Source organism: Rhizobacter sp. Root1238 (assembly GCF_001425825.1).
In the GTDB taxonomy this organism is placed as follows: domain Bacteria; phylum Pseudomonadota; class Gammaproteobacteria; order Burkholderiales; family Burkholderiaceae_C; genus Rhizobacter.
In genome coordinates, this window is record NZ_LMDM01000049.1 from 40,653 (window position 1) to 56,900 (window position 16,248).

Annotated in this window: 17 protein-coding genes; 6 read left to right on the top strand and 11 right to left on the bottom strand. The window is 70.9% G+C overall.

The annotated features are described in order from the left end of the window. Positions 1–17: 17 nt before the first annotated feature. Entirely contained in the window at positions 18–620 is a 603-nt protein-coding gene (locus tag ASC98_RS27300) for a hypothetical protein (RefSeq protein WP_082541888.1), read from the bottom strand. 8 nt (positions 621–628) lie between these two features. Next, positions 629–1,474 (bottom strand): outer membrane beta-barrel protein, encoded by an 846-nt coding sequence (locus tag ASC98_RS27305; protein ID WP_056813258.1) that lies wholly within the window; start codon positions 1,472–1,474, stop codon positions 629–631. A 184-nt stretch (positions 1,475–1,658) separates the two neighbouring features. Here ASC98_RS27305 and ASC98_RS27310 point away from each other — a divergent pair, with 184 nt between their 5' ends. Continuing rightward, complete coding sequence (locus ASC98_RS27310; protein ID WP_056813263.1) at positions 1,659–1,964, top strand: hypothetical protein; 306 nt, start codon at positions 1,659–1,661, stop codon at positions 1,962–1,964. A gap of 9 nt (positions 1,965–1,973) precedes the next feature. Here ASC98_RS27310 and ASC98_RS27315 read toward each other — a convergent pair whose 3' ends face one another. From ASC98_RS27315 to ASC98_RS30920, 5 genes are read right to left on the bottom strand one after another with little or no spacing between them, the layout of a single operon-like run. Continuing rightward, on the bottom strand, positions 1,974–3,236 hold the full coding sequence (locus tag ASC98_RS27315; protein WP_056813265.1) for a cytochrome c: 1,263 nt from the start codon (positions 3,234–3,236) through the stop codon (positions 1,974–1,976). Then, a complete protein-coding gene (locus ASC98_RS27320) occupies positions 3,233–3,940 on the bottom strand; it encodes a c-type cytochrome (protein WP_056813268.1) in 708 nt (235 codons plus the stop codon). The genes ASC98_RS27315 and ASC98_RS27320 overlap by 4 nt, the downstream gene beginning before the upstream one ends. Before the next feature lie 49 nt (positions 3,941–3,989). Then, on the bottom strand, positions 3,990–4,625 hold the full coding sequence (locus tag ASC98_RS27325; RefSeq protein ID WP_056813270.1) for an FMN-binding negative transcriptional regulator: 636 nt from the start codon (positions 4,623–4,625) through the stop codon (positions 3,990–3,992). Positions 4,626–4,642: 17 nt separating this feature from the next. Further along, the gene (locus tag ASC98_RS30915; protein WP_056813275.1) at positions 4,643–5,122 is read right to left on the bottom strand and encodes an OsmC family protein; all 480 of its coding nucleotides are present in this window, start codon (positions 5,120–5,122) and stop codon (positions 4,643–4,645) included. Continuing rightward, positions 5,119–5,907, bottom strand: a complete 789-nt coding sequence (locus tag ASC98_RS30920) for an isocitrate lyase/phosphoenolpyruvate mutase family protein (protein WP_056813278.1) — start codon at positions 5,905–5,907, stop codon at positions 5,119–5,121. Before ASC98_RS30920 ends, ASC98_RS30915 begins: the two co-directional genes overlap by 4 nt. Before the next feature lie 76 nt (positions 5,908–5,983). On the opposite strand from ASC98_RS30920, the gene ASC98_RS27340 reads away from it, so the two are divergent. Further along, a complete protein-coding gene (locus tag ASC98_RS27340; RefSeq protein ID WP_056813281.1) occupies positions 5,984–7,438 on the top strand; it encodes a PLP-dependent aminotransferase family protein in 1,455 nt (484 codons plus the stop codon). A 30-nt stretch (positions 7,439–7,468) separates the two neighbouring features. Here ASC98_RS27340 and ASC98_RS27345 read toward each other — a convergent pair whose 3' ends face one another. After that, a complete protein-coding gene (locus ASC98_RS27345; RefSeq protein WP_082541889.1) occupies positions 7,469–9,961 on the bottom strand; it encodes a bifunctional diguanylate cyclase/phosphodiesterase in 2,493 nt (830 codons plus the stop codon). Further along, positions 9,958–10,587 carry a hypothetical protein gene (locus ASC98_RS27350; protein WP_056813284.1) on the bottom strand — a complete coding sequence of 210 codons (630 nt, stop codon included), beginning with the start codon at positions 10,585–10,587 and terminating at the stop codon, positions 9,958–9,960. The genes ASC98_RS27345 and ASC98_RS27350 overlap by 4 nt, the downstream gene beginning before the upstream one ends. Before the next feature lie 254 nt (positions 10,588–10,841). On the opposite strand from ASC98_RS27350, the gene ASC98_RS27355 reads away from it, so the two are divergent. Beyond that, positions 10,842–11,384 carry a CAP domain-containing protein gene (locus ASC98_RS27355; protein WP_235581414.1) on the top strand — a complete coding sequence of 181 codons (543 nt, stop codon included), beginning with the start codon at positions 10,842–10,844 and terminating at the stop codon, positions 11,382–11,384. Between the two features lie 7 nt (positions 11,385–11,391). Here ASC98_RS27355 and mnmA read toward each other — a convergent pair whose 3' ends face one another. Together mnmA and ASC98_RS27365 are read right to left on the bottom strand one after the other, a co-directional pair. Further along, a complete protein-coding gene (gene mnmA / locus ASC98_RS27360; protein WP_056813290.1) occupies positions 11,392–12,495 on the bottom strand; it encodes a tRNA 2-thiouridine(34) synthase MnmA in 1,104 nt (367 codons plus the stop codon). 1 nt (position 12,496) lies between these two features. Further along, positions 12,497–12,994 carry an NUDIX hydrolase gene (locus tag ASC98_RS27365; RefSeq protein WP_056813293.1) on the bottom strand — a complete coding sequence of 166 codons (498 nt, stop codon included), beginning with the start codon at positions 12,992–12,994 and terminating at the stop codon, positions 12,497–12,499. 139 nt (positions 12,995–13,133) lie between these two features. Here ASC98_RS27365 and ASC98_RS27370 point away from each other — a divergent pair, with 139 nt between their 5' ends. Genes ASC98_RS27370 through ASC98_RS27380 form a run of 3 tightly spaced genes read left to right on the top strand, consistent with a single transcriptional unit; the run spans position 13,134 to position 16,009 of the window. Next, positions 13,134–14,249, top strand: coding sequence for a Re/Si-specific NAD(P)(+) transhydrogenase subunit alpha (locus tag ASC98_RS27370; protein WP_056813296.1), 1,116 nt, complete (start codon positions 13,134–13,136; stop codon positions 14,247–14,249). A 12-nt stretch (positions 14,250–14,261) separates the two neighbouring features. Beyond that, a complete protein-coding gene (locus tag ASC98_RS27375; protein ID WP_047501305.1) occupies positions 14,262–14,588 on the top strand; it encodes an NAD(P) transhydrogenase subunit alpha in 327 nt (108 codons plus the stop codon). Beyond that, positions 14,585–16,009, top strand: coding sequence for an NAD(P)(+) transhydrogenase (Re/Si-specific) subunit beta (locus ASC98_RS27380; RefSeq protein ID WP_056813298.1), 1,425 nt, complete (start codon positions 14,585–14,587; stop codon positions 16,007–16,009). Before ASC98_RS27375 ends, ASC98_RS27380 begins: the two co-directional genes overlap by 4 nt. Positions 16,010–16,248 lie beyond the last annotated feature (239 nt).

Here is a 16,248-nt window from a genome sequence, read left to right on the forward strand (position 1 = left end):
GGCGACGCGCGGTCGCGTCACGCGATCACGTCATACAGCCGCACGATGAACGACGCCTGGTACAGCAGGTTGCCCACCGCGAACACGCCGTGGAACACCGGGTGGCGGATGATCGCGGCGGCCGCGCACAGCAGCACGTAGGCGGCGGCGCGCAGCGGGTACTCGAGCCCGAGCTTCGGCAGCAGCGCGCTGCCCTTGATCCAGGTGTCGCCGAGGTCCACCAAGAAGCTCAGCGCCAGCAGCGCGAAGAACCAGCGCCGGCGCGAGATGAAGTAGTCGCGCCAGCCGTCGTATTCGTCGAGGTCGTTCGGGAACAGCACCGCGCACAGCAGGTAGTTCAGCCCGGCGTAGAACAGCACGTAGGCATAGAGCTCGAAGCGCCACACCGGCAGCTGCGCGAGCCGGAACTCCCACCACCAGAAGTGCACCAGCAGCAGCAAGGTCGATGCGACCCACAGCAGGTGCACCCAGTACGCCTTCTGCCGGCCCGGGTGCTGCACGAACACCGCCAGCCCCGACAGCAGGCGCGCGATGCTCAGGCTCACCACCATGCTGAGCACCACCCGCACGTGCAGGAACACGGCGGGATCGGGCGCGGACACTGCGGCGGTCGTTTCCACGAGGCGGTTCAGAAGCCGGCGTCGATGAAGACCTGCGGGCCCTGGAAGGTGTAGCGCACCTCGCCGCGCGGGTCGCGACGCGTCTCGGTGACCTTGTACTGGTCGTAGCGGTAGCCGACGCCGAGCGCGAAATTGCCGGTGAAGCGGTACTGAACATTGGCCTGCAGGTTCAGCAGCCGGCCCTTGTGGCCCCTGTAGTCGATCGCAAACGCATCGGCGCGGCCCGAGGCCAGCCAGTTCGGCGCGAACGCACAGGTGCCGTAGGCGCCGATGGTCGGCAGCGGCACGGTGTGCGCAGCCTCCTCGCGGCGGACCGCCACGGTGCTGCCGTCGATCTGCCCCAGGCCCTCGACGCTGAACTTGAAGCGCGTGACGTGCAGCCCGGCCACCACGCCGGCCTCGGCCTCGTCGGTCTTGTAGAACGAGTAGCCGACGCTCGCGCGCGCCACCTTCGAGTCGAACTCGCTGTCGATCGCGGCCGACACCGGGAAGGTGGTGTCGTCGACCACGATCTCGGTCTCGAGCACCGTCTTGTCAGCGCTGCGCTTCAGCGAGAAGTATTCGAACTCGGCGCGCCAGCGGTCGCCGAAGCGCGCGCCGACCAGCAGCGTGCCCAGCGTCTTGTGCTCCGGCAGGCCGAGCTCGTCCTCGAGGTGCAGGTCGGTGCCGGCGGCGCCGGTGTTCGAGCGGTCGACCTGGACGTGCGAGCTGATGGACGGGCGGAACGCGCCGATCTGCACCCACAGTTTCTGGTTCAGGTAGTCGGCCGCGTCGGCGGCCTGCGCGCCAGTGGCGGCCAGCAGCGGGAGCAGCCCGAAGGCGGCGGCGAGCGGACGGCAACGGCGCAACGGCATCGTGTGATCTCCCTGCAGTTCGTGAAATCGTTCGCGGTCTGCAGCCTATCCGTGCTCGCCAGGGGCGTCAATCGCGCGCACAAGTCGGAGCAGGTGCGGGATTCGCCACGGTTTCACCGCCTGTTGCAGCGATCGCCCGGGCGCCGTCCTGCGGACAATGGCGGCTCCTTCCAGAGAGCCTCCCATGCCGCAGTCGACCGGTCCGTCCCCTTCCTCCGTTGCCACGTCGCGCGATTCGCTGATGTCGATGGGGGCCGGCGCGCTGATGGGCGTGATCGTGATGCACATGGCCGACCAGCGCGCCGACAGCGGCCTGAGCCTCGCGATGGCCGTGCTGTTCGTGGTGTCGGGCAGCGCGTCGGTGGTGCTCGCGATGCTGAGCCGCCCGCACCGGTTGCGGCCGGCGCAACGCCGCGGCGAGGTCAAGGGCTGGCTGCTGGCCCTCGGGCTGGGCCTGCTGGCCGCCGTTCAGGTCAGCGCGCTGGTCTGACGCGGGGCGTCATTTCCGCAGCCGCGCGACGTCCAGCGGCGACACTTCCGTTCCTGCGTTCCCCCAGGAGCCGCGCACGTGGCTCAGCACGCTGGCCAGTTCGGCGTCGCTGAGCACGGTCGCGAACGGCGGCATGCCGTAGGGCCGCGGGTTCGCCGGCGTCGACGGCGCGAAGCCGCCTTCCAGCACGATGTGCACCAGGTTCGCGGCCGACGCCATCGTCACCGCACGGTTGCCGGCCAGCGGCGGATACGCCGGCGGCGCGCCTTCGCCCTGCTTGCCGTGGCAGCCGACGCAGTGCTGCTCGTAGAGCTTGCCGCCGTGCTCCATCGCGGCGGCCGAGATCGGCGCGGGCTTCGGCGGATCCTTCACGTCGTGCGGCGGCAGCGCCTTCAGGTAGGTCGCCATCGCGAGCAGGTCGTCGGCGCTCAGGTGCTGCAGGCTCCCGGTCACCACCTCGACCATCGGGCCGGTGACGCTGCCGCCGCGCGAGGGGTGGGCGACACCGCTCTGCAGCAGCGTGACGATCTGCGGCAGCGTCCAGTCGGCCACGCCGGCTTCGTCCGCATCGTTGAGCGACGGCGCATACCAGTTCTGGATCGGGATCAGCCCGCCGCCGAGCGCGATGCCCGAGCTCGCGCCGAGCGCATTGCGGCTCGAATGGCAGGCATTGCAGTGGCCGAGGCCCTCGACCAGGTACGCGCCGCGGTTCCAGGCCGCCGAACGGCCGGCGTCGTGCGCGACCGAGCCCGGCCGGAAGAACGCGGCGCGCCACACCGCCAGCGCCGCCTGCGTGTCGTACGGAAAACTCAGCACATGCGGGCGGTTCGGCGTGTCGGCGACCGGCAGGCTGCGCAGGTAGGCGAACAGCGCATCCGAATCCTCGCGCGTGATGTGCGTCAGCTCGGTGTACGGGAACACCGGGTACAGCAACCGGCCATCCGCCGAGCGGCCGTTGTGCATCGCGCGCCAGAACAGCGCCGAGGTCCAGCCGCCCAGGCCGTGCTGCGGGTGCGGCGTCAGGTTGGGCGCGAACACCGTGCCGAACGGCGTCGCGATGCCGCGGCCGCCGGCATACGGCACGCCGCCGCGCTCGGTGTGGCAGCCGGCACAGTTGCCGGCGCGCGCCAGGTACGCGCCGCGCGCGACCTGCTGCGCGGTGAACGGTGCGGCATCGGCCAGCAGCGGCGCTTCGTCGCGGAAGTTCAGCGCCAGCACCAGCGCGACGACCGCGACGAGCAGCAGCACGACGGCGATCAGCACGCGCTTCATGGCACCGCCTTCGTCACGTCGGGCACGCCGCCGCAAGCGATCGGCAACGCCGCGGGCAGCGTTGCCGACGGGTGGGCCGGCTCGGGCACCGGCTGCACCGCCAGCCACTGCGCGATCGCGCTGACCTCGTCGGTCGTCAACGCCTGCGCGACGTGCGCCATGCAGTCGGGCGCCATCGCCCGCCGTGTGCCGGTGCGCCAGGCGCCAAGCTGCGCAACCAGGTAGTCGCGCGGCAGCCCGAGCAGCCCGGGGATCGCCGGCGCGACGCCGGTCAGCGCGCTGCCGTGGCACTGCGTGCAGGCGGGCAGCTTGCGGGCGGCGTCGCCGTCGCGCGCCAGCGCTTCGCCGCGGCGGGCCACCTCGGCTGGCAGCGCGGGTCCGGGCGCGGGTGGCGAATACGGCAGGTCGAGCGACGAGAAGTACGCGGCGATCTCGCGCAGGTAGGCGTCGCTCAGCGGGTCGAGCAGGCCGGTCATCAGCGCGTACTGGCGGCGGCCGTCGCGAAAGCCCTGCAGCTGGTGGTACAGGTAGTCGGCCGGCTTGCCGGCGATGCGCGGGTAATAGCCGTCGCGCGCGGCGCGCCCCTCCTTGCCGTGGCAACCGGTGCAGGCCTGCAGGCGCTGCGCGATCGTGTCGGGCACCGGCGGCGCGGCCCGCGCGCTGAAGGCGGCGGCAAGCAGGAGCAGGGCGAAGAGGGGTTTCATCGTGCGGTGTGCCGCTCGGGCGGCGCAGCGCGAGTATCCCCCCGGGGACTCACGCGCCGGGCTGCACCAGCCTGGACATAGTGTCCGCATCGTCGCCGCCCTGGGCGCGCAGCCCCGCGGCGACACCCTCGCGGTCGGCGCTCGACCGGTTCTGGCTCACCTTCCACTTGCCGACCAGCGCGTCGACCGGGATCTCGATGCCGACGATCGCGCGCAGCAGGCCGTCGACGAAATCGGCCGGCGCGTCGGCCACCGCCCACGGCTGCGGCAGCGTGGACTCGTGGCGCTGCGTCAGCCGCGTCACCAGCGACAGCAGCCACGGCGCGTCCTCGTGCACCTGCAGCCGGCCGCGCGCCTGCACCATCACGTAGTTCCAGGTCGGCACCACCTTGCCGTGTTCCGCCTTCGTCGCGTACCAGCCCGGCGACACGTACGCCTGCGGCCCCTGGAACACCACCAGCGACGCGACATCGCGGCGCGCCGCCTGCCACAGCGGGTTGGCACGCGCGACGTGCCCGCGCAGCACCGCGCGGCCGGCCGCGTCGTGCTCCAGCAGGAAGGGCAGCGCGTTTGCCGCGAGCTCGCCGTGCGCGTCCTGCGTGACCAGCAGGCCGAACGGATGGCTGCGCACCAGCTCGTGCAGCACCTCGGGCCGGGTCTCTTCGAAATGACGGGGGGCGTACATCGGGGGCTCCTGTGGGGTCAGTCGATCGTCACTGGCTCGCAGCGCACCTCGGACTTCACCGAGTTCGCGATGTAGCAGGAGGCATGCGCGGCGTGGTGCAGCCGCGCCTGTTCGGCGGCATCGGGCCGGCGCTCGCCGCCGTAGCGCACCGCCGGGTGCAGCGTGACGACGGTGACCGCGACCTGCCCCTGCGCGTTCGGCTCCATGAGGCCGACCGCCGCATCGCGGTAGTCGTCGACCACCCAGCCGGCCTTCGCGGCGAGGCCGAGGAACCACAGCATGTGGCAGCTGGCGATCGAGGCGACGAAGGCTTCCTCCGGATCGACCGCGCTCGGGTCCGACATCGGCACCCGGACCGAATGCGGCGACGACGACCCCGGCACCGTCGCGCCGCCGTCGAAATGCCAGTCGTGCCGGCGGCTGTAGCGGTTGTCGACGAAAGGCTGGTCGCCGCGCGTCCAGTGCACTTCGGCGTGGTAGTCGTGCGGTGTGCTCACAGGCGCTCCAGGTAGCTGAAGGTGCCGCGTTCGCGCACCTCGGTGGCGGCGTCCAGCAGCCCGCGCATCGCGGCGCGGTACAGCGAGGTCGCGAGGCTGATGCGGCGCACGCCGGCGGCCTCGAGTTCGGCGACGCTGAACGACTTGCCCTTGATGCCGACCATGAAGTTCAGCGGCTTCGTCAGCGCGCTGCACACGGTGCGCACCGCGGCGAGGTCGGGCAGGCCGGGCGCGAACAGCACGTCGGCGCCGGCGCGTTCGAAGGCCTGCAGCCGGCGGATCGTGTCGTCGAGGTCGGGGCGGCCGCGCAGGAAGTTCTCGGAGCGCGCGGTCAGCACGAAGCCGCCGGGCACCGCACGGGCGGCCTCGACCGCGGCGGCGATGCGCTCGGTCGCGTGGCCGAGGTCGTACAGCGGCTTTGCGTCGTCGCCGCTCGCGTCCTCGATCGAGCCGCCGGCCAGGCCGATCGCGCCGGCGCGGCGGATCGTCTCGGCGGCATCCTGCGGCGTCGCGCCGAAGCCGTTCTCCAGGTCGGCCGACACCGGCACGTCGACCGCCTGCGCGATGGCCTGCGCATGCGCGATCGCCTCGTCGCGCGTCAGCTGGCCGTCGCGCCGGCCGGCCACCGCGGCGGCCGCGCCGCTGGAGGTGGCGAGCGCCGCGAAGCCGAGGCCGGCCAGCGCGCGCGCCGAGCCGGCATCGAAGGCGTTGGCGATCACGAAGGCGCGCGGGCCGCGGTGCAGCGCGATGAAGCGTTCGATCTTGTCGCTGGTGGTGTCGCTCATGGAGAGGCTCCCGTTCGGTTCCGGATTGGTTCCGCATCGTAGACACTGCAGAGGCTTCATGAGGAACCAATCGACCATGCCCCGAGGAACCAATCCGCCGGCCGCGACGCTGCGCCAGCAGGTCTACCTGCAGCTGCGTGGCGCGATCGAGCAGGGCACCTTCGCACCGGGCGCGCGGCTGCCGCCGTCGCGCGAACACGCGCTGGCGCTCGGCGTCGGGCGCAACACGGTCCTGTGGGCGCTGGAGCGGCTGCGCGCCGAGGGCTATGTGCTGGCGCGCGTCGGCGACGGCAGCTACGTCGCGCCGGGCCTCGCGGCGTTGCGCGGCGGCCGGCGCAAGGTCGCGGCCATCGTGCCGGGCGGTGCGCTGTCGCGCCGCGGCCAGGCCATCGCCGACATCGCGCTGCGCTGGCAGCCGCCGACGCAGGTGCCGGTCGCGTTTCGCATCGGTGCGCCGGCCTCCGCCGAGTTTCCGTTCGCGCTGTGGGACCGCCTCGCGCGCGACACCGCGGTGTCGCGCCGCCGCGCGCTGTCGCAGTACACCGACCCGGCCGGCGAGCCGGCGCTGCGCGAGGCCATCGCACAGTGGCTGCTGGTATCGCGCGGCATCCGCTGCGAGGCGTCGCAGGTGCTGGTCACGTCCGGCTCGCAACAGGGCATCGACCTGATCGGCCGGCTGCTGCTGGACCTGGGCGACGAGGTGATGGTCGAGGACCCGGGCTACCCCGGCATCCGCGCCAACCTGCTCGGGCAGGGCGCGGTGGTGCGCCCGGTGCCGGTGGATGCCGACGGGCTGTGCATCGCGCAGGGCGCGGCGCGCTGGCCGCAGGCGCGCATGGCGGTCGTGACGCCGACGCACCAGTTCCCGCTGGGTGTGCGCATGAGCCTGGCGCGGCGGCTCGCGCTGCTCGACTGGGCGCGCACGCGGCGCGCGTGGGTCGTCGAGGACGACTACGACGGCGAGTTCCAGTACGGCGCGCACCGCATGCCGGCGCTGTGCAGCCTGCCGCAGTCGGAACGCGTGCTGTACGTCGGCACCTTCTCGAAGACGCTGCACCCGGGGCTGCGGCTGGGCTTCATCGTGATGCCGCTCGCGCTGGCGCCGGCCTTCGCCGGGGCCAAGGCCGTGACCGACCGGCACAGCCCCGGCGCGGCGCAGGACGTGCTGGCCCGCTTCATCACCGAAGGCCACCTGCTGCGCCACCTGCGGCGCATGCGCGAGCTGTATGCGCAACGGCAGGCGCTGGTGGTGGACGCGCTGGCGAAGGCCAGCGGCGGTGCACTGCGGCTGCTGCCGAGCGAGCACGGCATGCACCTGGCGCACGAGGACGAAGCGGGTCGGGCGGACGAGCCGCTGTCGGCGCGCGCGCAGGAAGGTGGCGTCTACCTCGCGACGCTGTCGCGCTACGCGATCGAGTCGCCGAGGCGCGGGTGGCTGTTCGGCTATGCGGGGTACGACGAGGCGGCGCTGCGGGCCGCGGCGCGGACGGTGGGCCGGCTCGTCGCCCGGATGCCGATCCGGGGATCGTGACCCCGACCCCGGATTGGCATCCGGGCTGCCTCAATGCAGCGTGATCGCCACGTCGGGCCCCTTGCCGAGCGTCACCGTCATCGCCTGGCGCGTGCTCCAGCCGGTCGACCAGCGCGCGAACTCGGCGGCCGGCATCGGGCGGCCCATGTGGAAGCCCTGGGCCTCGTCACAGGCCAGTTCGCGCAGCAGTTCCCAGACCTGCGCGTTCTCGACGCCCTCGGCCACCACCGTCAGCCCGAGGCCGTGCGCCAGGTCGATCGTCGAGCGCACGATGCGCGCATCGTCGAGGTCCTTCTCCATGTTCAGCACGAAGGACTTGTCGATCTTCAGCTCGTCCACCGGCAGCCGCTTCAGGTACGCGAGCGACGAATAGCCGGTGCCGAAATCGTCGATCGACAGCCGGAAGCCGAGCGCGCTCAGCTTGTCGAGCGTGGCCTGCGCGCGCTGCGGGTCGTCCATGATCGCGCTTTCGGTGATCTCGAGGCAGAAGGCCTCGGCCGGCACCGAATGCCGCACCAGCAGCGCATCGAACTTCTGCGGCAGCTCGGGGTCGAGCAGGTCGCGCGTCGACAGGTTGACCGAGATCGTCAGCGTCTGGCCGCCGTCGTGCAGCCGCTTCCACATCTGCGCGGTCTGCTCGAAGATCCACAGCGTCAGCACGCGGATGAAGCCGGTCTGCTCGGCGAACGGGATGAATTCCACCGGCGGCACCAGGCCGCGGCGCGGGTGCTGCCAGCGCACCAGCGCCTCGGCGCCGACGACGCGCGCATTGCCGAGCGCGAGCTTGGGCTGCAGGTACAGCCGCAGCTCGTCGTGGTCGACCGCATGGCGCAGCTCGCTCAGCAGCGACAGCGTCTGCGAGCTGGCGGCGTCGAGCGCCGGGTCGTAGACCATCGGGCCGTCGTGGCGGCGCTTCGCGGTGTACATCGCTACCTCAGCGCGGCTCAGCAGCACGTCGGCATCGCCGGCATGCAGCGGCCAGTTTGCAAGGCCCAGGCTCGCGCTGATGTCGACCGTCTGGTCCTCCAGCGTCAATGCCGCGTCGAAGGCCTGCTGGATGCGTCTGGCGACGGTGCCGGTCAACGCCAGGTCGGTGGCGGGATCGAGCCCGGCCAGCAGCACCGCGAATTCGTCGCCGCCCAGCCGTGCGACCAGGTCGCCGCCGCGCACCGCCTGCTGCGTCAGCCGCTCGGCCACGCCGCGCAGCAGCAGGTCGCCGAAGCGATAGCCGAGCACGTCGTTGACATGCTTGAAGCGGTCGAGGTCGAGCATGATCACCGAGACGCTGCGGCCGTTCTTCCCGGCGGCGACGATCGCATCGCGCACCGCGTTGCGGAACTGCACGCGGTTCGGCAGCGCGGTCAGCGGATCCCAGTACGCGAGCTTCAGGATCTCGTCCTGCTGCTCGCCGATGTTCTCGCGCATGCGCTCGAATGCGCGGGCCACGTCGCCGAGCTCGTCGCTGCGGGTGAGGCCGCGCAGCGGCGTCGAGTAGTCGCCGGCCCCCAGCCGTTCGGCCGCGGTGGCCAGGCGGCGCAGCGGCGTCGTCACGTGGCGCGCGGTCAGCACGCTGCCGATGCCGAACACCAGCACGCCGACCAGCGTCAGCGCGGCCAGGCCCAGCTGCAGCTGGCGGTACGGCGCGACCGCGTCGTCGACCGAGCGCAGCAGCAGCGCCGAGACGGCGGCACCGTCGTGTTCGGCCAGCATCACGGTGCGGCCGCTGTATTCGTTGTCGAGCAGGCTCAGTGTCAGTGCGGCCGAACTGGCGGGCAGGGCGTCGCCGCTCACCCGGTCCAGCGACAAGGCCGCCTGCTTCTCCAGCGCATCGCGCGTCGCCGGCGGCAGCGTCGAGACTGCGGTGGACCACTTCGATGCCGCGTTCGTGCGCACCTGCAGGCTGACCTGCAGCGACGACAGCGCATGCATGTCGTCGACCAGCCGCTGGTCGATCGGGAAGCCCATCAGCACCCAGCCGACCACGACCGGCGCGCGCATCGGCACCATCACCAGCTGGAACGGGCGTTGGCCGAGCACGACGATCTCGCTGGCGCGCTTCGACGCGAGCGCCCGCGCGGCCAGCCGCTGCGTGACCGGCAGCAGCTCCTGCAGCCCGGGCTGCGCGGCGGCGCGCAGCTGGAATTCGGTGTCGAGCAGCGCGGTGACGGTGGCGCCGATGCGTTCGCCGTGGTTGGCCAGCACCGACGCGGTGGTGTCCGCGTCGTTGCTGCTGACGGCGGCACGGAAGCCGTAGTCGGCCGCCAGCAGGCTCGCGCCTTCGGCGAGCTTCTGCGCGTTCTGGTCGAGCACGCGAGTCAGCACGCGTTCGCCGACCTGCAGCTCTTCGGTGATCGAGGCGCGTGCGTTGCGGTCGATGCTGGCGCGGATCGCGAAGAAGCTGGCGGCCTGGACGATCAGCAGCAGCCCGAGGAACAGCACGACGATGCGCGTGCCGAGCGAGCTGCCGATCCAGTGCGGCCACCGGGTCGGGCGCAGCAGCTCGCGCAGCGGGGTCGGCGTCATGGCGCGCCTCCTGCGGTCACCGGCAACTGGATGCCGGCGCTGGTGTCGGCCGGGCCGATCGCGAGCGCCTGCGGCGCGAGCTCCTGGCCGGGTGCGACGCCGGCATGCCAGCCGCGCAGCCGGTAGCTGCCGGGCGGGACGCCTTCGACGCGGGCGCGGCCGTCGGCACCGGTGCGGGCGAAGTACGGCGTGTCGACGACGACGACCCAGGCGCTCATCCGGTCGTGGATGTTGCAGCCGAGCACCGCGGCGCCGGGCTGGTCGAACACCACCGGCGCGCTCGGCACGCCGGCGTAGAGCTTCAGCTCGAAGGTCTTGACCGGTGAGAACGAGTAGACGTGGTGGCGAACGGTGTCGAAGTTCGGGAAGGTGACCGGCGTGCCGACCGTGACGACGGTCAGCGACGGGTGGAACTGGCGCTTGCTCTGCGAGATCTCGATGCCGGCCATCGGCTTGACGGCGGCCTTGCCGCTGACCGGCTCCAGCATCACCACCGCGTCGACCAGCGCGCGGCCGGCCGGATCGGTCACCGCGACGTTGACGGCGGCCCCGTGCGCGGCGGCGGCCAGCGACAGTGCGACAGCACAGAGGCCGTGTCGGATCGGGGACGAAGGGCGCAAACGCATGGTGGGTCGGAGGTCGGGGTCGGTGAGCGATCGGTGCGGCACACGCCGCACCGCCTTCGGATATCGGCGGGCGGCCGACCGACTGAAGCCGGTGCCGGCGGCCCGTGCGGTGCATCACGCTTCGGATGGCCGCAGGCGCCGGGTCAGCAAACGCTTACGTTTTGGGTGTGTCGCTTGGCCCGGTCGCGTTTAGGCTGTGAAATCCCTGGCTTCGGATTCAGATCTTGTCGACCTCCTCACGACGCGCCCGCTTGGTGGCGCCCTGGTTGATGTTCATCGCCGCCTGCGGCGGCAGCGGCGACTCCGGCACGGCCGACGCCGCCCCGGTGGCGCCCGTGCCCGCCCCGGCCGCCTCCGGCACCTGCGACATCCCGGATTTCAATGCACAGATGCTGGCGCGCATCAACGCCTTCCGCGCGAGCGCGCAAAGCTGCGGCAGCTCAGGCAACTTTCCGGCGGCACCGGCGCTGGCCTGGAACGAGAAGCTGACGCAGGCCGCCGCCGGCCATTCGCAGGACATGGCGACGAAGAACTATTTCTCGCACGATAGCCAGGACGGCCGCAGCTTTGGCGACCGCATCACCGCCGCGGGCTACAGCTGGAGCGCGATCGGCGAGAACATCGCCGCCGGCCAGAACAGCATCGACAGCGTGATGACCAGCTGGCAGAACAGCGCCGGCCACTGCGCCAACCTGATGAGCAAGAGCTTCACGCAGGTCGGCGTGGCCTGCGTGCCCGGCGCGTCGGGAGCCGCGTACAGCCGCTACTGGACGATGGACCTCGGCAAGCCCAGGTGACCGCGCCTCAGGCGGCGCTGGCGATCACGCCGCCGCCGAGGCAGACCTCGCCGTCGTACAGCACGGCCGACTGGCCCGGCGTCACCGCCCACTGCGCGGCGCCGAAATTCAGGCTGAACGCCGCCGCGCCGCCGCCGTCGAGCACGCAGCCTGCATCGGCCTGGCGATAACGCGTCTTCGCGGCCATCGCGCCGGCGTGCGGCGGCGCGCCGGCCACCCAGCTCGCGTCGTCGGCCGTCAGCGCATGCGATTGCAGCCACGGGTGGTCGTGGCCCTGCACCGCATACAGCGTGTTGGCCGCCATGTCCTTGCGGGCGACGAACCACGGCGCGTGCTCGCTGCCGCCCTTCATCGCGCCCTTGTCCTTCAGCCCGCCGATGCCGATGCCCTTGCGCTGGCCCAGCGTGTAGAACGACAGCCCGACGTGCTCGCCGATCACGCGGCCGCGGTCGTCCTTGATCGGGCCGGGCCGGTTCGACAGGTAGCGGTTCAGGAACTCGCGGAACGGGCGTTCGCCGATGAAGCAGATGCCGGTGGAATCCTTCTTGGCCGCGTTCGGCAGCGCGATCTCGGCGGCGATGCGACGCACCTCGGTCTTCGGCAGTTCGCCGACCGGGAACAGCGTCTTGCTCAGCTGTGCCTGGTTCAGCCGGTGCAGGAAGTAGCTCTGGTCTTTCAGCGGGTCCAGCCCCTTCAGCAGCTCGAAGCGGCCGTCGCGTTCGCGCACGCGAGCGTAATGGCCGGTCGCGATCTTCTCGGCGCCCAGGCGCATCGCATGGTCGAGGAAGGCCTTGAACTTGATCTCGGCGTTGCACAGCACGTCGGGGTTCGGCGTGCGGCCGGCCTGGTACTCGCGCAGGAATTCGGCGAAGACCCGGTCCTTGTAGTCGGCCGCGAAGTTCACATGCTCGATCTCGATGCCCAGCACGTCGGCCACGCTCGCGGCGTCGAGGAAGTCCTGGCGCGTCGAGCAGTACTCGCTGTCGTCGTCGTCTTCCCAGTTCTTCATGAAGATGCCGATGACCTCGTGCCCCTGCTGCTTCAGCAGGTGGGCACTGACGGCGGAATCGACGCCGCCGGACAGTCCGACGACGATGCGTTGCTTCTTCACTTCAGGCTCGCTCGACAAGGGGAGGCACGAAGACCGACTCGTCGGTCGTGATGAGGGACAGCGGGAAGTTCACGCCCGCCAGGTGGTCTTCGACGCAGCGCAGCAGCAGCGGGCTGCGGTGCCGGTGCGCGCTCGCGCGGATCTCGTCGGGCGTCATCCACAGCGCCCGCACGATGCCGGTGTCGAGCGCGCGCGACGCGTCGGGCTCGCCGACCGTGCCGCGGAACGCGATGCGCAGGTAGGTGGTGTCGCGCCCGGTGCCGGCGCGCTGCGTGCGCGACAGGTAGATGCCGACGATGCCGGTCGGCACGAACGCCCGTGCGGTCTCTTCGAGCGCTTCGCGCACCACGCCCTGCAGCGGCGATTCGCCCGGATCGAGGTGCCCGGCGGGGTTGTTCAGGCACAGCCCGTCGGACGTGTGCTCCTCCACCAGCAGGAAGCGGCCCAGGTGTTCGACGATCGCGGCAACGGTGACGCTGGGTTTCCAACGGGAGGACATCCGGCTGATTTTAAGGGCGGGTGTTGTGGCCCTGCATCGCGTGAGGGCGTGTGCCGGTTGTGAGCGCGAAAGCTTTGTGTAAGCTCTCGCGCGGGTCGCAGCACACCTGCACCACAACAACGCACCCGAGGAGTCCGCCATGCTGATAGGGGTCCCGCTGGAAACAGCGGCTGGGGAAACGCGCGTCGCCGCGACCCCGGAGACGGTCAAGAAGCTCAAGGCGCAGGGCCATGTGCTGCGCGTGCAGTCGGGGGCCGGCGTCGCCGCCAGCGTCACCGACGAAGCCTATGCGGCGGCCGGTGCCGAGATCGTCGACCGGGCCGGGGCCTTCGGTGCGGAGCTGGTGCTGAAGGTGCGCGCACCGTCGGCCGACGAGCTGCCGCTGGTGAAGAGCGGCACCGCGCTGGTCGGCATGCTGAACCCGTTCGACCGTGACGGCCTGCAGCGCATGGCCGACGCCGGGCTCACCAGCTTCGCGCTCGAAGCCGCGCCGCGCACCACGCGGGCACAGAGCATGGACGTGCTGTCGTCGCAGGCCAACCTGGCCGGCTACAAGGCGATCATGATCGCGGCCGACCGCTACCAGCGCATCTTCCCGATGCTGATGACGGCGGCCGGCACCGTGAAGGCGGCGCGCGTCGTGATCCTCGGCGTCGGCGTGGCCGGGCTGCAGGCGATCGCGACCGCGAAGCGCCTGGGCGCGGTGATCGAGGCGAGCGACGTGCGGCCGTCGGTGAAGGAACAGGTCGAGTCGCTCGGCGCGAAATTCATCGACGTGCCGTACGAGACCGCCGAAGAGAAGGAAGCGGCCGAGGGCGTCGGCGGCTATGCGCGGCCGATGCCGCAGAGCTGGCTGGACCGCCAGAAGATCGAGGTGGCCAAGCGCGTCGCAGCCGCCGACATCGTCGTGACGACCGCGCTGATCCCGGGCCGGGCCGCGCCGGTGCTGGTCACCGAGGAGATGGTGAAGGCGATGAAGCCGGGCTCGGTGATCGTCGACCTGGCCGCCGCGCAGGGCGGCAACTGCCCGCTGACCGAGGCCGGCAAGACGGTGGTCAAGCACGGCGTCACGCTGGTCGGCGAGACCAACCTGCCGGCGCTGGTGGCGGCCGACGCGAGCGCGCTGTATGCGCGCAACGTGCTCGACTTCCTGAAGCTCGTGCTGACGAAGGAGGGCACGTTCCACGTGCCGATGGACGACGACATCGTCGTGGCCTGCCTGGTGAGCCAGGGCGGCCAGGTCACCCGCAAATAAAGGAGCGCGACGATGGATCCCGTGAGCCATACCCTGACCAACCTGATCATCTTCGTGCTGGCGATCTACGTCGGCTACCACGTCGTGTGGACCGTCACGCCGGCGCTGCACACGCCGCTGATGGCGGTGACGAATGCGATCTCGGCGATCGTGATCGTCGGCGCGATGCTCGCCGCGGCGCTCACCGAGACGCCGCTCGGCAAGACGATGGGCGTGCTGGCGGTCGCGCTGGCGGCCGTCAACGTGTTCGGCGGCTTCCTCGTGACGCGGCGCATGCTGGAGATGTTCCGCAAGAAGGAGAAGAAGGCCATCGCTGCGCCGAAGGAGGGCTCGCAATGAGCATGAACCTGGTGACGCTGCTGTACCTGGTGGCCAGCGTCTTCTTCATCCAGGCCTTGAAGGGCCTGTCGCACCCGACCACGTCGATCCGCGGCAACCTGTTCGGCATGGCCGGCATGGCGATCGCGGCGCTGACCACCGCGGCGCTGATCGTCAAGCTGGCCGACGGCAATGCGCTCGGCCTCGGCTGGGTGCTGCTCGGGCTGCTGGTCGGCGGCAGCGCCGGCGCGGTGATGGCCAAGCGGGTCGAGATGACCAAGATGCCGGAGCTGGTCGCCTTCATGCACAGCATGATCGGCCTGGCGGCGGTGTTCATCGCGGTGGCGGCGGTGGCCGAGCCGCATGCGTTCGGCATCGTCGCGAAGGGCGAGCCGATTCCCGCCGGCAACCGGCTCGAACTGTTCCTCGGCGCGGCGATCGGCGCGGTGACGTTCAGCGGCTCGGTGATCGCGTTCGGCAAGCTGTCGGGCAAGTACAAGTTCCGGCTGTTCCAGGGTGCGCCGGTGCAGTTCGCGGGGCAGCACGTGCTGAACCTGCTGCTGGGCTTGGCCACCGTCGGCCTCGGGCTGGTGTTCGTGTTCACCGAGAGCTGGCCGGCCTTCTTCGGGATGCTGGCGCTGGCCTTCGTGATGGGCGTGCTGATCATCATCCCGATCGGCGGGGCCGACATGCCGGTGGTGGTGTCGATGCTGAACAGCTACTCCGGCTGGGCGGCGGCGGGCATCGGCTTCAGCCTGAACAACAGCATGCTGATCATTGCGGGCAGCCTGGTGGGCAGCTCGGGCGCGATCCTGAGCTACATCATGTGCAAGGCGATGAACCGCTCGTTCTTCAACGTGATCCTGGGCGGCTTCGGCGGCGAGGCCGGCACCGCGGTGGCGGGCGCGCAGGCGCAGCGCAACGTGAAGAGCGGCAGCGCCGACGATGCGGCCTTCGTGCTCGGCAATGCCGAGACGGTGGTGATCGTGCCGGGCTACGGCCTGGCGGTGGCGCGGGCTCAGCATGCGGTGAAGGAGCTCGCGGCGAAGCTGACGGCCAAGGGCGTCACGGTGAAGTACGCGATCCACCCGGTGGCCGGGCGCATGCCGGGCCACATGAACGTGCTGCTGGCCGAGGCCGAGGTGCCGTACGACCAGGTGTTCGAGATGGAGGACATCAACGGCGAGTTCGGCCAGGCCGATGTCGCGATCATCCTGGGCGCGAACGACGTGGTGAACCCTGCCGCGCACATCAAGGGCAGCCCGATCTACGGTATGCCGATCCTGGAGGCCTACAAGGCCAAGACGGTGATCGTCAACAAGCGCTCGATGGCGGCGGGCTACGCGGGGCTCGACAACGAGCTGTTCTACATGGACAAGACGATGATGGTCTTCGGGGATGCGAAGAAGGTCGTCGAGGACATGGTGAAGGCGGTGGAGTAACTCTTGTCGGGGGCATCGGCGCGGCAAAGGCGCCTGCCCCGGCAACCGTTCGCCCTGAGCAGGACCGAGCTCGTCGAGGGCCGGTGTCGAAGGGTGGGTCCGCAGCGCGCCGGTGATCCCCGCGCACGATCTCCAGGCCTTCGACAAGCTCAGTCCGAACGGGATACGGGCACTCGACGGGCCTCCCACACCCGACCGCGCCTTTGTACGAGCCAATGACGCCCCGACACGAGTGTCAC

What these genes read in the sequence shown, in the direction of transcription:
- ASC98_RS27305 (WP_056813258.1), bottom strand. Translation starts at nt 1,474, where the DNA reads ATGCCGTTGCGCCGTTGCCGTCCGCTCGCCGCCGCCTTCGGGCTGCTC.
- ASC98_RS27310 (WP_056813263.1), top strand. Translation starts at nt 1,659, where the DNA reads ATGCCGCAGTCGACCGGTCCGTCCCCTTCCTCCGTTGCCACGTCGCGC.
- ASC98_RS27315 (WP_056813265.1), bottom strand. Translation starts at nt 3,236, where the DNA reads ATGAAGCGCGTGCTGATCGCCGTCGTGCTGCTGCTCGTCGCGGTCGTC.
- ASC98_RS27320 (WP_056813268.1), bottom strand. Translation starts at nt 3,940, where the DNA reads ATGAAACCCCTCTTCGCCCTGCTCCTGCTTGCCGCCGCCTTCAGCGCG.
- ASC98_RS27325 (WP_056813270.1), bottom strand. Translation starts at nt 4,625, where the DNA reads ATGTACGCCCCCCGTCATTTCGAAGAGACCCGGCCCGAGGTGCTGCAC.
- ASC98_RS30920 (WP_056813278.1), bottom strand. Translation starts at nt 5,907, where the DNA reads ATGAGCGACACCACCAGCGACAAGATCGAACGCTTCATCGCGCTGCAC.
- ASC98_RS27340 (WP_056813281.1), top strand. Translation starts at nt 5,984, where the DNA reads ATGCCCCGAGGAACCAATCCGCCGGCCGCGACGCTGCGCCAGCAGGTC.
- ASC98_RS27345 (WP_082541889.1), bottom strand. Translation starts at nt 9,961, where the DNA reads ATGACGCCGACCCCGCTGCGCGAGCTGCTGCGCCCGACCCGGTGGCCG.
- ASC98_RS27350 (WP_056813284.1), bottom strand. Translation starts at nt 10,587, where the DNA reads ATGCGTTTGCGCCCTTCGTCCCCGATCCGACACGGCCTCTGTGCTGTC.
- ASC98_RS27365 (WP_056813293.1), bottom strand. Translation starts at nt 12,994, where the DNA reads ATGTCCTCCCGTTGGAAACCCAGCGTCACCGTTGCCGCGATCGTCGAA.
- ASC98_RS27370 (WP_056813296.1), top strand. Translation starts at nt 13,134, where the DNA reads ATGCTGATAGGGGTCCCGCTGGAAACAGCGGCTGGGGAAACGCGCGTC.
- ASC98_RS27375 (WP_047501305.1), top strand. Translation starts at nt 14,262, where the DNA reads ATGGATCCCGTGAGCCATACCCTGACCAACCTGATCATCTTCGTGCTG.
- ASC98_RS27380 (WP_056813298.1), top strand. Translation starts at nt 14,585, where the DNA reads ATGAGCATGAACCTGGTGACGCTGCTGTACCTGGTGGCCAGCGTCTTC.